Here is a 14,407-nt window from a genome sequence, read left to right as displayed (position 1 = left end):
GGCTCACGTGGTGCCCACCTGCCGGGACGACCTACACGGGCACGGGTCCGGGCGAACCGTCCGCGCGCAGGCGGCCGGTCGCGTCCTCGGCCGCCCAGTGGCAGGCCACCCGCCGCTCGGCGCCGCCGCCCAGGACCTCCGGGTCCACGGTGGTGCACAGGTCGGCCACACCGGCCCGCTCCGCCTCACCCGAGGCCAGGACCGGACAGCGCGGGTGGAACCGGCAGCCGGTGGGGACCTGTTTGGGGTCCGGCGGCTCGCCGGAGAGCACCACGGGGCCCTCCTCCATCCCGGAGTCGGGCAGGACCGACAGCAGGGCCCGCGTGTACGGGTGGGCGGGAGCGGACAGGACCTCCTCCACGGTGCCCAGTTCCACCACGCGCCCGAGGTACATCACGGCGACCCTGTCGGCGATGTTCCACGCCAGTCCGAGGTCGTGGGTGGCCACCAGCGCGGACAGGCCCAGTTCGTCGCGCAGCTCCAGCAGCAGCCGCAGGATCTCCCCGCGCACGGACGCGTCCAGGGACGCCACCGGCTCGTCGGCCACCAGCACCTCCGGGTCCAGGACCAGGGCCCCGGCGATCACCACGCGCTGGCGCTGTCCGCCGGAGAGCTCGTGCGGGTAGCGGGTGAAGAACCGTTCGGGCGGGCGCAGACCAGCCTGGGAGAGCGCCCGCGAGACTCGCTCCGTCTCGTCCACGGCGGTGCCCTCGTGGATGCGCAGCCCCTCCACGACTGACTCGTAGACGGTGCGGCGGGGGTTGAGCGACCCCATCGGGTCCTGCTGCACGAGCTGGACCCGGCGCCGGTAGGTGCGCAGGTCGCGCGAGCGGTAGCCCAGTGGCGCCCCCTCGAAGAGGACCCGGCCGCCCGTGGGCCGCTCCAGCCCGAGCAGGGCCCGGGCCAGGGTGGTCTTGCCACAGCCGGACTCCCCCACGAGGGCGACGATCTCCCCCGCCGCCACGTCCAGGTTGACCCCGTCCACGGCGCGGGCGGTACCCCGGCCGCCGCCCGGGGCGACCCCGGCGGCGAAGGCCACCCTCACGTCGTCGGCCCGCAGGATGGGCCCGGTCTCCTGCTTCGGCCCGGACCGGGAGGAGGGCTGTCGTGAGTCAGTGTCGGCGCTCAACGGCTCGTCTCCTCTGTGTTGGCGGTTCCGCTCTTGTCACTCGCGCCGCCCGGTCGGCTCATGCCACCGGAGCCACTCGCCGCGTCTCCGTGGCCGAGCGACCCCGGCCCCGTGCCCACGTGCACGCACGCGGCGTACCGGTCCGAGTGGCCGTCCCTGTCGGGGCGGACCGGCCACAGCGGCGGGTCCACGGTGGCGCACACCGTCTCCGCGACGGCACAGCGCGGCCGGAACACACAGCCCGTGGGCGGGTCGGCGGGGTCCGGCGGGTCTCCGGGCAGCCCCCGGGGCGCCAGGCGCGAGCCCGGGTCACCGATCTTCGGGAAGGCCGCGCTCAGCGCGCTCGCGTAGGGGTGCGCGGGTTCGTGCACGACCTCCCGCGCGGGGCCGTGTTCGACGATCCGCCCGGAGTACATGACCGCGACCCGGTCGCAGGTGGCCGCCAGGACGGACAGGTCGTGGCTGATCATCAGCATGCCGATCCCGGTCTCGTCCACCAGCCGCCCCAACAGGGCCAGGATCTGCGCCTGGATCATCACGTCCAGCGCGGTGGTGGCCTCGTCCGCGATGATCAGGCGCGGCTCGCACGCCAGCGCCATCGCGATCATCACCCGCTGGCGCTGGCCCCCGGAAAGCTGGTGGGGGTAGTCGCGCCGACGCGAGGCGGGCAGCCCCACCTGTTCCAGGAGCTCGGACACGCGCGCCTCCACCCGGGCGGGACCGACCAGCTCGTGGATGAGCAGCGGCTCGGCGATCTGGTCACCGATCCGCTTCACCGGGTTGAGCGAGTGCATGGCGCCCTGGAACACCACCGAGGCGCCCACCCAGCGCACGGCGCGCAGGCGGCCCCACTTCATCTGCAGGACGTCCTCGCCCTCCAGCAGGATGCTTCCGGTGACCTTGGCGCTGGCGGGCAGCAGGCGCAGCAGGGCCAGGGCCACGGTGGACTTGCCGCTGCCTGACTCCCCCGCCACCCCGAGGGTGTCGCCGGGGTCCAGGGACAGGTCGACGCCACGGACGGCGGGGACGTCCCCAGCGCTGCCGGAGTAGGTGACGCGCAGGTCGCTGACGTCGAGAAGGCTGGTCAACTCTGCCCCTTGAGCCGTGGGTTGATGACGGACTCGACCGCGCGCCCGCACAGGGTGAAGGAGAGCGCGACCACGGCGATGGCCAGGCCGGGCGGGACGATGTACCACCAGATCCCGGCGCTGATCGCCCCGGCGGTGCGGGCCGCCTCCAGGATGCCGCCCCAGGAGATGGTGGTGGGGTCTCCCATGCCCAGGAAGGCCAGGGTGGACTCCGCGATGATGGAGGTGGCCACCAGCAGCGTGGTCTGCGCGAGCACGACCGGCATGACGTTGGGCAGCACGTGCCAGCCCATCACGTGGGCGTGGCCGCCGCCCAGGGCGCGGGCGCGCTCCACGAACGGGCGGGCCTCCACCGCGAGGGTCTGGGCGCGCACCAGGCGTGCGGTGGGCGGCCAGACGGTGAGGCCGATCGCGATGATGATGGTGCCGGTGCCGCGCGGCAGGACGGCGGCCAGCGCCACCGCCAGGACCAGGGTGGGCAGGACCAGGAACCAGTCGGTGACCCGCATGAGCACCGTGGACACGATTCGGCCGCCGACGCCGCCGGAGGAGCCGAAGTGCCCGGCGGTGACTCCCACGAGAGTGCCGAGGGTGACCGACACGAACGTGGCCAGCAGTCCGACCGTCAGCGAGACACGCGCACCCCAGATCACCAGGTCCAGAATCGAGCGGCCGAAGTTGTCGGTTCCCAAGGGGAACTGCCAGCTCGGCGGTTCGTGGGACTCACCAGGGGCGCCGGTGATGGTCAGGTGGGTCTGGTCGATGAACAGCGGGGCCGTCACGGCGAGCAGGCCGATGGCGAGCAGCAGGCCCAGGCCGAGGAGCCCTGCCCGGTTGCGGGCGTACTCGCGGGCGAAGCCGACCAGGGCCTCACGGCGGCGTCTGCGGGCCAGGGCGCGGCTGGAGAGCGCGGGATCCGGTGGCGCCGCGGGGTCGGCCGGGGCGGGTCCGGTGGGCGTGTTCATGGGCGCACCCTCGGGTCGAGCAGCGGATACACCAGGTCGGCCAGCAGGTTCATGAGGATCACCGAGGCCGCGAACACCACGAACAGCCCCTGGACGAGGCCGAGGTCGGGCACGCGCAGACCGGAGTAGAAGAGCTGGCCGAGTCCGGGCCAGGAGAAGACCGTCTCCACGAGGATGACCCCGGAGACGACCTGCCCGAGGTTCAGGAAGATGAGCGTCACGGTGGGCAGGAGCGCGTTGGGCACGGCGTGCCTGCGGCGCACGAGGGCGTCGCGCAGTCCCTTGGCGCGGGCCGTGACCAGGTAGTCGGCGCCCTTCTCGTCCATCAGCGACGAGCGCATGATCATGAGGTACTGCGCGTAGATCACCGCGACCATGGTCAGGACCGGCAGCACCATGTGCCGGGCGGTGCTCAGCGCGGTCTCCACCGGTCCGGTGGCACTGGGCGAGACCATGCCACCGGTCGGGAACAGGCCGGGCATGAACCCGCGTCCCGAGGCGAGTAGCACGATCAGCAGCAGACCGAGCCAGAACGTGGGCACCGACCAGAAGAACAGCGCCACCGCCGTGTTGATCCGGTCCCCGCGTCCGCCCGGCCGCCACCCGGCGCGGGCGCCGAGGAAGAGGCCGAGGAGCGCGGCGATGACCGTGCCGGTACCGGCGAGCAGGATCGTCGGGCCCAGGCGTTCCAGAATGAGGTCGACCACCGGCTCGCGGTACTGGAAGGAGATCCCGAGGTCGAGCCGCACCAGCCCGGCCGCGTAGTCGAGGAACTGCTGCCAGAGCGGCTGGTCGAGGCCGAACTGGCGGCGCAGCTCCTCGCGCTGTTCGGCGGAGACCTCGCGGCCCTCGGTCATGGCGCGGACGGGGTCGCCGGGCAGGATCCGGAAAAGAAAGAACCCGGCGACGATCACGGCGAACAGGGAGACCACGGCGGTGGTCAGGCGGCCGAGCACGTAGGTGGCCACGGGGGCCGCTCGGCCCAACCCCGTGGGGCCCGCCGGGGCGGGGACGTCGGTGGTCCCCGCCCCGGTCGGTTCGTCCGCCTCGGTGGGCGTTGTCGTCACTCGCGGTCCTCCACGGTGGAGCGTCGTCGGAAGAAGACGAAGGCACCCGCGACCACCAGCACCAGCACGCCGGCACCGATGGCGATGAGCACCCCGGTGGACGGCCCGGAGCCGCCGCCGGACGCGCCCTCCGCGGGCTCGGCCGACCACCAGGCCCAGTAGCCGTCCTGACCCCAGATGTTGCCGCCCTCGGCGGGCTCCAACTGGAGGCTGGCGATGTGGTCGGTCCGGTAGGCCTCCATGATGTTCGGGTAGGCCAGGACGTTGACCACGGCCTCCCGGTACAGGACCTCCTGGAGCTGGTGGATGATCTCGGCGCGGGCCTCGCGGTCGTACTCGGCCAGCTGCGCGGCGTAGAGCTCGTCGTACTCCTCGTCACAGAAGTACGCGTCGCCCTGCATGGTGCCCGGTTCGGTGGGCAGCGCGTCGCAGGTGTGGATGCTGAACACGTAGTCGGGGTCGGGGTTGACCGTCCACCCGGTGAAGATGAGGTCGTACTCGGCGTCGTAGAGGGCGTCGCTCAGGATGCCCGGGTCGACGGTCTGGTTGTCGATCTCGATGCCGATGTCGGCGAGGCGCTCGTCGATGACCTGCCCGGCCTGGACGTTGTCCGGGCGGTCGGCGTGGACGTGCATGCGCAGTTCGAGGCGGTCGCCGTCGGGCGAGACCCGCACGCCGTCGTCGCCCCTCTCGTACCCGGCCTCGTCGAGCATCGCGTTGGCGGCGTCAGGGTCGAAGTCGAGGATGGCCTCGTCGCCCTCGGGAGCCCAGTGGAAGTCCGTGTAGCGAGGCGGGACGTAACCGCCCGCGGCGACGGCCTGGCCGTTGGCGCCCTGCTGGACGATCTCCTCGTTGTCGATGCCCATGACGATGGCCTGGCGCAGGGTGCGGTCCTCCAGTGCCGGGTGTCCGTCACCGAACTCCTCGCCGTCCTGGGTGACGGCGCCGGGGTTGATGGTGAAGGCCTGGAACCGTTTGCCGTCGGCGACGTTGACGGCGACGTTGTCCAGCGTCTCCAGGGAGGTGATCTGGGCGTCGGTGAGCTCGTAGACGAAGGAGACCTCGCCGCTGCGCAGGGCCTCGACGGCGGCGTCCTTCTCCGAGTAGTAGCGGAAGTACAGCTCGTCGAAGCCGGGGGCGCCGCGCCAGTGGTCGGGGTTGGCCTGCAGGCGGATGTGCTCGCCGCGCGAGTGCTCGGTGAGGACGAAGGGACCGCTGCCGACCGTGGGGAGGTCGTCGGCGGTGTAGTCGGAGAAGGCCTCGCCCTCCTCCTCGATGATCGGCTCCCAGACGTGCCGGGGGACGATCGGCACGCGCAGGGACTCCATGGTGGCCTGCGGCTCGTCCAGCTCGATGACGACGGTCGTGTCGTCCTCGGCCGTGACCTCCTCGAACCCGGAGACGTAGTTGCCGTTGGCGACGGCGGCGGCGTCGTTCTCCATCATCGTGGTGAACGTCCACGCCACGTCGTCGGCGGTGAGCTGCTCGCCGTCGCTGAAGAGGGCGTCGTCGCGGAGGTTGAACGTCCAGGTGAGACCGTCGTCGGAGGTCTCCCAGCTCTCCGCGAGCGAGGGCTCGGGCTCGCCGGTCTCCGGGTTCACCGTGGTGAGGCTGTCGTAGACGTGCCGGAGGATGTTCGTGGTGACCGCGAGCTGCGCGGTGAAGGGGTTGAAGGAGTCGACCTGCTGGGCGATGGCGACGGTGAGGGTGTTGCCGCTCGCCTCGTCGGCGGCCGCCGGGGCCACCGTGAGGCCTCCGAGAAGGAGGAGCGCGCTGCCGGACGCCGCCGTCCGCCGGAGAAGGGTGCCGGAGGGAGGATGTTGGGTTTTCATAACGGCCCCTGTCAGGTTTCGTGGGGTTGGTGGCATTGCCACCTGGGGGTTGTTGGTTGTCTACCAACTCGCCGCGAGGAGCGTCAACGATCTTCGAGGTGAGGCGGGATATCGCAACACATTCGACTCCTGTGTCGGAGGCGTTCGTGTTTCCTGGGGATGAAGTGGCTTTTGTTCCCTGTCCGAAACGGGTCTCTGATTCGCGGCGATTGGCAGACTCCGCTACGGTTCCCGCCATGATGGGGCACTCGCACGCACTCAGTGGCGTGGTCGGCTGGATGGCGGTCGTACCGCTGGTCCAGGGCACGGAATTCCTTGGACTCAGCTTCGAACTGGGACCCGGTGAGATCATCGCCGGTTCCCTGGTGTGCGCTGGCGCGGCCCTGTTGCCGGACGTGGACCACAAGAGCGCGACGGTGACCAAGACCTACGGCAAGGCCACCGAGATCCTCAGCGACATTCTCAACTGGGCCTTCGGCGGGCACCGGATGGGCACCCACTCGTTCTTCTTCGCCGTCCTGATGGGCGTCCTGGTCCAGGCCCTGGCCCTGTGGTCGGAACTGGCCGTGCAGATCTTCGTGTTCCTGCTGGTCGGAATCGCCATGCAGGGGCTGGGTTTCGGCATGGACAAGAACCGGACGGCCTCGGGGATCATCAACGCGCTGGGAACGGCGGCGATCACCCTCACGCTGTACTCGGTGGGCGTGAACTACACGTGGCTGGGTCTGGCGGTGGCCTTCGGTATCGTCCTGCACTTCTTCGGGGACATGATCACCAAGATGGGCGTGCCGATCTTCTGGCCGTTCTGGAAGAAGCGCGTCGGTCAGGGCAAGGGCTTCGTCACCAACGGCCCGGTGGAGCAGAAGGTGGTCACCCCGCTGCTCACCATCGGCGTCATCATCGGCTCGGTGTACCTCTTCGACTGGCCCACCCTCCTCCCGGACCACTAGGGCGTGTTCTCAGCGGCCCGGCTGCGGGCGAGGCCGCTGGCCCGGCGGGGCGATGCCTCCTAGGGTGGCGGGCGTGACTCGAACCACAGAGGGCATCAGCCCGGAACTGCACGCCTACGTCGTCGCCCACAGCCAGCCGGTGGACCCCGTCCTGTCCGACCTGGCCGAGGAGACCGCCGCGCTGTTCCCCGAGTACCGGGGGATGCAGATCGGCCCGGAACAGGGCGTGTTCACCACCCTGCTCACCCAGCTGTCGGGGGCCCGGAACGCGGTGGAGATCGGCACCTTCACGGGGTACTCCTCCATGTGCTTCGCACGGGGACTGCCCGAGGACGGCACCCTGCTCGCGCTGGACATCAGCGAGGAGTGGACCTCGGTGGCCAGGAGGTACTGGGAACGGGCCGGGGTCGACCACAAGATCACCCTGCGGATCGGCCCGGCCCTGGACTCCCTGCGCGCCCTGCCGAGGGAACCCCAGTTCGACCTGGCCTTCCTGGACGCGGACAAGACCGGCTACGTGGACTACTGGGAGGAACTGGTCCCCCGCACACGTCCCGGCGGGCTGCTGTTGGCCGACAACACGCTGTCCCACGGGCGGGTGGTGGACCCCGAGCAGACCGCCCCGCACGTCCAGGGCATCCGTGACTTCAACGACAGGCTCGTCGCGGACGACCGCGTCGAACAGGTCCTGCTCCCCATCGGAGACGGCCTGACGCTGGCTCGCAGGCTCTGAGACCGCAGGCCCCGAGCCACCGCCGCGGCCCGCCGGAGTTGTCCACAGGCCACACGGTTCTCCCGGCGGGGACGGAGCGATCCCGGGTAATGTCCAGTTCCATGCGCCTGCTGCACACATCGGACTGGCACCTGGGTCGCTCCTTCCACCGGGAGAACCTCATCGAGGCCCAGGCCGCGTTCCTCGACCACCTCGTCGACACCATCCACTCGGAACGGATCGACGTGGTGGTGGTCGCCGGTGACCTCTACGACCGCGCCCTGCCCCCGGTCGACGCCGTGCGCCTGTTCGACGGCGCCCTCGGCCGCATCCGGGACACCGGGGCGCGGGCGGTGCTGATCAGCGGCAACCACGACTCCATGGCCCGGATGTCCTTCGCCACCGACCTGATCGACGCCTCCGGGGTGCACCTGCGCAGCTCCCTGGACGGGATCGGGACCCCGGTGGTGATCGAGGACCGGCACGGGCCGGTGGCCTTCTACGGCATCCCGTACCTGGAACCGGAGATCGCCCGCCACCACTGGGAGCTGTCCGCGCGCGGCCACCCGGCGGCGATCGGACACGCGATGAGCCTGGTCAGGGCGGATCTCGCCCAGCGCCCGGGCACGCGCTCGGTGGTGCTCTCCCACGCCTTCGTCACCGGCGGGGAGCCCTCCGACAGCGAACGGGACATCTCGGTGGGCGGGGCCTCACACGTTCCGGCGTCGGTCTACGACGGCGTGGACTACGTGGCCCTGGGCCACCTGCACGGGCGCCAGACCATCACGCCCACGGTGCGCTACCCGGGCAGCCCGCTGGCCTACTCCTTCTCCGAGGAACACCACCGCAAGGGCTGCTGGGTGGTGGACCTGGACGCCGACGGGTTCGCCGGGGCGGAGTTCGTCGACGCCCCGGTGCCCCGGCCGCTCACCCGTGTCAGGGGGCGCCTCGACGACCTGCTCACGGATGACCGCTGGGAGCCCCACACCGGCCACTGGCTCCACGTCACCCTCACCGACCCCCGGCGCCCCGCCCAGCCCATGGACCGGCTGCGCGAACGCTTCCCGCACACCCTGATGCTGGAGTTCGACCCCGACGACGGCGCCGTGGAGCGGCGACCGGTGACCGTCGCGGTGGCCGACCGACCCGAGCGCGAGGTGGTCGCCGACTTCATCGAGTGGGCCAGAGGCAGCGCCGCCACCCCCGAGGAACGCGCGCTGGTGGACCGCGCGGTCGAAGAGGTCCGCGTCCAGGAAGGGACACGCTAGATGCGGCTGCACACCCTCACCATGACCGCCTTCGGTCCCTTCGCGGGAACGGAGACCGTCGACTTCGACCGACTCGGCGAGGGCGGGCTGTTCCTGATCCACGGGCCCACGGGCGCGGGCAAGACCTCCGTCCTGGACGCGGTCTGCTTCGCGCTCTACGGTGACGTGCCCGGGGCCCGCGGCAAGGACCGCTCCCCCAGGAGCGACCACGCCGCCCCGGGTCTCCGGCCCGAGGTCACCCTGGAGTTCACGGTCCAGGGGCGCCGCGTGCGGATCGAGCGGAACCCGCGATGGGAACGCCCCAAGAAGCGCGGGAGCGGCACCGTCACCGAGAACCAGAAGGTGCGTGTCCTCGACTGGCGGGGAGACCGCTGGGAGGGCGTGACGACCCGACCGGACGAGGCCGGACAGTTCGTGGGCGACCTCGTCGGGCTCACCATCACCCAGTTCTGCCAGATCGTCATGCTGCCCCAGGGCGACTTCGCCCGGTTCCTGCGGGCCAAGTCCGACGACCGGCGCAAGTCGCTGGAGCGGATCTTCAACACCCGGGTGTTCCGGGACGTGGAGGAGTGGTTCGGCGGTCACGCCAGGAAGCTGGAGCGCGAGGTGCGCGCCGCCGACGAACGGGTGCGGGCGGTCTCCGGACGGATCGCCGAGGTGGGCGGGTCTTCGGCCCCTCAGGCCCCCGAGGAGCTCGACGCGTGGGCCACGGAACTGGCGTCGGTGCAGGCCGCCACCGCCCGGGACTCGGAGGCGGTCACCGCCGGGTTCACCGAGGCCAGGGACCGGGCCCGTGAGGCGCTGAACACCGGACACGAACTGCTGAACCGGCGCGAGCGGCTGGCCGAAGCCAGGGAACGCCGCGCCCGGTTGGCCGAGCGCCACGAGTGGCGGGCCGGGATCGACACCAGCCTGGCCGCCGCGGAGCGGGCCGACACGGTGCTGCCGTCCCTGCGCGCCCGCGACCACCGCCGCGCCGAACTGGACAAGGCCGAGCTGACCGTCACCGAACGCCTGGCCCTGGTCAGCGGGGTCGCGGACGTCGACGCCGCAGAGTTCGCGGACCCGGCCGACAGAGCTGGCCTGCCCTCGGTGCTCCGCTCCTCCGAGAGGTCCCGCCAGGACGAACTCGCCCGGCTGGACCACCTGCGCGGGGACGCTGAGCGCCGTCGGTCCCTCCACCGCGACCTCTCCGGACTGGACCGACGGCTCGCCGCCCTGCGCTCCGAGGCGGTCCGTGCCAGCGAGCGGGTGGCGTCGCTGCCCGCCCGGGTGGGGACGGTCACCGAGGAACTGCGCCGGGCCCAGGAGCAGTCCGGGCTGACCGACCCCGCGAAGGCCGCGCTCGACCTGGCCGAACGGCGCCGATCGGCCGCCGAGGAGCACCGTCGCCTGAGTGCCGAGGTGGAACGGGCCGAGGACGAGCGTCGGCGCGCGGTCGACACCGCCCAGGCCGCCCGTGACCGGTCCCAGGACCTGCGGGAGCGGCGGATCGCCCACATGGCTGCCGAGCTCGCCGCCGATCTGGCCGACGGCGCGCCCTGCGCGGTGTGCGGGTCCACCGAGCACCCCTCCCCCGCCGCGCCGAGCGGGCTCGGGCTGGTGTCGGCCGAGGAGGAACGGGCGGCCCAGCACGCGGCGGACACCGCCGCCGCCCGGCGAACCGAGGCGGAGAACACCCTGGTGTCGGCGCGGGAACGGCACACGGCCGCCGCCGAGCGCGCCGAGGGTCGCACCGTGGAGGGCGCGGCGGAGGAGGTGGCCGTCCGCAAACAGGAGCTGGCCGACGCCCGCGCCGCAGCGCGCGAGGTGCACCGGTTGGAGGAGGAACTGGCCCAGGCGACGGCCGAGCTGGAACGGGCCCGCCAGCGCGAGGGCGAGCTGGCACGCGAGGAGAGCGAACTGACCGCCCGTCGTGAGGAGGGCGCCAGGGAACACGAACGGCTGACCGCGCTGCTGGACCGGGCCCGGGGCGAGGACGCCGGACTGGACGAGCGGATCGCCCGGCTGCGCGGCGAGGCCGAACTGCTCCGTGACGCGGCGGACGCCGTCGAGCTACGCGACCGGGCGGCCGAGGAGCTGCGCACCGCCGTCACCGAGGCCGGGCGTTCGCTGACCGAGGCACGCTTCGAGCACGAGGACGAGGTGGTGGCGGCCGCCCTGGACGAGCGCGGACGCCGTGACCTCAGATCCCGGGCACGGGACTTCGACGACCAGTGGGCCACGGTCGAGGCCCGGCTCTCGGATCCCGACCTGGCCGCCGCCGAAAGCACACTGGCGCCGGACCTCACGACTCTGGGCGCCGCCGCCGAGGCCGCGGACCGGGAGGCCGACCGAGCGGTGGCCTGGCAGGGCATGCTCTCGGACCGGGCACGCCGTCTGGCGACCCTGCGCGTGGAACTCGGCGAGCAGCTGTCCGGCTCCGAGCCCGTACTGCGCCGCTACGCGGTGGCCCAGGGCCTGAGCACCCTGGCGGCGGGGACCTCGCCGGACAACACCGACAGCGTCCGGCTTTCGGCCTACGTGCTGGCGGCCCGGCTGGAACAGGTGGTGGAGGCGGCCAACCACCGGCTGCTGACGATGTCGGACGGCCGCTACGAGCTGCGCTACACGGTGGACAAGGCGGCCGGGGACGGAAGAGCCCGTTCCGCCGGGGGTCTGGGAATGCGCGTGGTGGACGCCTGGACGGGGGTGGAACGCGACCCGGCGACGCTCTCCGGAGGGGAGACCTTCTTCAGCTCCCTGGCCCTGGCGCTCGGTCTGGGAGACGTGGCCACCGCCGAGGCGGGCGGGACGGAGATCGACACCCTCTTCGTGGACGAGGGTTTCGGGACCCTGGACGAGGACACCCTGGAGGAGGTCCTGGACGTGCTGGACCGGCTCCGCGACGGCGGCCGCGCAGTGGGCGTGGTCAGCCACGTCGCGGACCTCCGCCAACGCGTCACCACCCGCCTGCGCGTGGTGAAGGCGGCCGGTGGGTCCAAGGTGGAGCACCACGGCTGAGCCCACCCCGGGTTCGTCCCCCGGCCGGGCGGTGCGACAATGACCAGCGTGAATTCGCTGGTCAACATCGCCGTGTTCGGAATCGGGGGCGCCATCATGGTGGCGGCCCTGATCGGTCTTCTCCTCGTGGTCTCAGGGAGCGCGCGCGGTTCCTCGCCGCGGCTGCTCACCGCATTCGGCGCCGCTTCGGTGCTGCTCCTGGTGATGCTGCCATCGCTGGCCGCGTTCAACGTGATGTCCGGCGGCGGTGGTTTCTGGATGGGCTTCGTCACCGCGAGCTTCGTGGCCGCCGTCATGTACGCGGTCAACGTCGCCCTCCTGCCGACCCTGGCCCGCCGCCAGGCCATGGTGAGCGGGCGCACCGGCCTGGGCGACCTGCGCCCCTCGGCGTCGGTGCTGCTCGGCGGGCTGGTGATCTGCCTCGGCGTGGGTCTGCTCGTCACGGGCGTGACTGCCTTCGTCGCCTGACCGTTTCCGGCCACAGCCCCCACTCGGGCGACGCCGCTCTGTAGTTTCGTGCCGGGGCCACAGGGCCCCGGCACCCAACGGACGGAGCGGCGCATGCGTGGACGGGTCGCGGTGGCGGCCGTGCTGCTGGTCAGCGGTTGTGGCAGCGCGGAACTGGCGGAGCGCGACTCCATCAGGCAGTTCGAGGTCGCGGCGCTGGATCCCACCGACACGCACCCCTGCGATCTGCTCCCCGACGCCACCGCCGTGGAACTGGGCATCCTGGACGAGGAGGGCGAGGGCAGCCCCCAGTCCGACGCCAACTGCTTCTACACGAACCGGGTCGACGCCAGCGTGGACCTCCGCGTGGAGGTTCATGAGGAGAAGGACGCCGTCGAGGACACCGTTGCCGCTGCTTTCTCTGAAGCCGACGACCAGGAGTTCGTCAGCGTGGAGGGGTACCCGGGCGTGACCACGGAGTTCCCGGACTCGTGCAATCTCACCGTGGCCACCTCCAACGAGCACTCTTTCTACGTGCAGGTCAGCGCGGATGAGGCGTGCGAGATGGCAGTTGAGGTGGCCCGAACCGCGATTACCAACGCCGTCCACCCCTGATTCGTCCTGACCAGGAGCGTCCTGGACCCAGGCCAAGGGGCTGAGCGCCCCTCGCCCCTCTGCGGGTTGTGGTTGCTGTTGGCTGTGTGTTCTGGGGTTGTGGTTGCTGTTCCGGGAGGGTTCTACGGCCAACCCGTTTTTCCCATTAGCTAAAGGCGGTCGGGTGCCGCTTACTGCGTACCCCTTGGGGTTGCTCGCTCTGGTCAGGGCGGGGTTGGTGGATGGTGCTGTGCCCGCACCGCACTTGGCGGTCGTGCTGTTGAGTGGCACGTCTGGTAGTTCAGGGCCAAGTACGGCGACGGGCCACCCCCCAGGACAACCGACGTGTTCGAGAAGAACGTGTCCCCAGCACTGGTAAAAACCCCCGCCGTCTGAGCGCCGCCCACCGCCCTACGGCCAACCCGCACCACTGAACCAAGCACACAGGTGCACGTCTGTACCCCGCTGTGTCTGAGGAGGCGGCGCCGTGCGGGTTACTACAGCGCACGGCAGAGCCTCAAACCCCGCGCAACTCAAGGCGGCGCACACGTGCACGTCCACACCCCCTGTGCCCAAGGGGGTTTGTGCGGTGCGGGTTACTACAGCACGTGGCAGAGCTTCAAACCCCGCGCAACTCAAGGCGGCGCACACGTGCACGTCCACACCCCCTGTGCCCAAGGGGGTTTGTGCGGTGCGGGTTACTACAGCACGTGGCAGAGCTTCAAACCCCGCACAACCCAGGGCAGCGCACACGTGCACGTCCACACCCCCTGTGCCCAAGGGGGTTTGTGCGGTGCGGGTTACTACAGCACGTGGCAGAGGTTCACACCCCGCACAACCCAGGGCAGCGCACACGTGCACGTCCACACCCCCTGTACCCCAGGGGTTTGTGGCCCTCGGGGTGACCCTTGAGTAAGCCGACACCACGAATGCTTGAACCCACACGGAGCGCAGACCCCTCGCCCCCACGGGCCCGCTTGAAGCTCCGCCACCGGTGGTTGAGCGTGCACAGTGCGCAGACCCCTCAAGCCCAGGGGGGTGTTTGAAGCCTTACCCCCCCGCTGGTTGAACCCGCGCGGCGCCAACCCCCTCAGACACAGCGGGGTACAAACGTGCAGGTAAACGCTTCGCTCGGTGGAGCGGGTTGGCTGTAGAGCGGCGGTCGGCGCTCAAACGGCGGGGGTTTTTACCAGTGCTGGGGACACGCATCTCTGGAACACATCAGTAGTCCTGGGGGGTGGCCCGTCGCCGTACTTGGCCCTGAACTACCAGACGTGCCACTCAACAGCACGACCGCCAAGTGCGGTGCGGGCACAGCACCATCCACCAACCCCGCCCTGACCAGAGCGAGC

At 71.2% G+C, this 14,407-nt stretch carries 11 protein-coding genes; 6 read left to right on the top strand and 5 right to left on the bottom strand.

Annotated elements, in window-relative coordinates; translation table 11 throughout:
- Positions 1-31: 31 nt before the first annotated feature.
- From ADX84_RS10840 to ADX84_RS10820, 5 genes are read right to left on the bottom strand one after another with little or no spacing between them, the layout of a single operon-like run.
- A complete protein-coding gene (locus tag ADX84_RS10840; protein WP_049571564.1) occupies positions 32-1,129 on the bottom strand; it encodes an ABC transporter ATP-binding protein in 1,098 nt (365 codons plus the stop codon).
- Positions 1,126-2,217 (bottom strand): ABC transporter ATP-binding protein, encoded by a 1,092-nt coding sequence (locus tag ADX84_RS10835; RefSeq protein ID WP_049571561.1) that lies wholly within the window; start codon positions 2,215-2,217, stop codon positions 1,126-1,128. The genes ADX84_RS10840 and ADX84_RS10835 overlap by 4 nt, the downstream gene beginning before the upstream one ends.
- Positions 2,214-3,182: an ABC transporter permease gene (locus ADX84_RS10830; RefSeq protein ID WP_049571555.1), complete on the bottom strand. Its 969-nt coding sequence runs from the start codon at positions 3,180-3,182 to the stop codon at positions 2,214-2,216. The genes ADX84_RS10835 and ADX84_RS10830 overlap by 4 nt, the downstream gene beginning before the upstream one ends.
- Positions 3,179-4,249: an ABC transporter permease gene (locus ADX84_RS10825; protein ID WP_017546380.1), complete on the bottom strand. Its 1,071-nt coding sequence runs from the start codon at positions 4,247-4,249 to the stop codon at positions 3,179-3,181. The genes ADX84_RS10830 and ADX84_RS10825 overlap by 4 nt, the downstream gene beginning before the upstream one ends.
- The gene (locus ADX84_RS10820; protein WP_049571552.1) at positions 4,246-6,081 is read right to left on the bottom strand and encodes an ABC transporter substrate-binding protein; all 1,836 of its coding nucleotides are present in this window, start codon (positions 6,079-6,081) and stop codon (positions 4,246-4,248) included. The genes ADX84_RS10825 and ADX84_RS10820 overlap by 4 nt, the downstream gene beginning before the upstream one ends.
- Before the next feature lie 236 nt (positions 6,082-6,317).
- Here ADX84_RS10820 and ADX84_RS10815 point away from each other — a divergent pair, with 236 nt between their 5' ends.
- The 6 genes from ADX84_RS10815 (at position 6,318) to ADX84_RS10790 (ending at position 13,076) form a co-directional block, all read left to right on the top strand.
- Positions 6,318-7,031, top strand: a complete 714-nt coding sequence (locus tag ADX84_RS10815) for a metal-dependent hydrolase (protein WP_082206387.1) — start codon at positions 6,318-6,320, stop codon at positions 7,029-7,031.
- Between the two features lie 73 nt (positions 7,032-7,104).
- The gene (locus tag ADX84_RS10810; protein ID WP_049571549.1) at positions 7,105-7,764 is read left to right on the top strand and encodes an O-methyltransferase; all 660 of its coding nucleotides are present in this window, start codon (positions 7,105-7,107) and stop codon (positions 7,762-7,764) included.
- 89 nt (positions 7,765-7,853) lie between these two features.
- Entirely contained in the window at positions 7,854-9,011 is a 1,158-nt protein-coding gene (locus tag ADX84_RS10805) for an exonuclease SbcCD subunit D (RefSeq protein WP_049571546.1), read from the top strand.
- Positions 9,012-12,014, top strand: a complete 3,003-nt coding sequence (locus ADX84_RS10800) for an AAA family ATPase (protein WP_049571543.1) — start codon at positions 9,012-9,014, stop codon at positions 12,012-12,014.
- Between the two features lie 39 nt (positions 12,015-12,053).
- A complete protein-coding gene (locus tag ADX84_RS10795) occupies positions 12,054-12,482 on the top strand; it encodes a hypothetical protein (RefSeq protein ID WP_049571540.1) in 429 nt (142 codons plus the stop codon).
- A gap of 93 nt (positions 12,483-12,575) precedes the next feature.
- Positions 12,576-13,076, top strand: coding sequence for a DUF3558 family protein (locus ADX84_RS10790; protein WP_049571537.1), 501 nt, complete (start codon positions 12,576-12,578; stop codon positions 13,074-13,076).
- The last annotated feature ends 1,331 nt before the right edge of the window (positions 13,077-14,407 follow it).

The organism is Nocardiopsis sp. SBT366, assembly GCF_001083815.1.
GTDB lineage: Bacteria > Actinomycetota > Actinomycetes > Streptosporangiales > Streptosporangiaceae > Nocardiopsis > Nocardiopsis prasina.
This window is presented reverse-complemented; position numbering and strand designations above follow the sequence as displayed.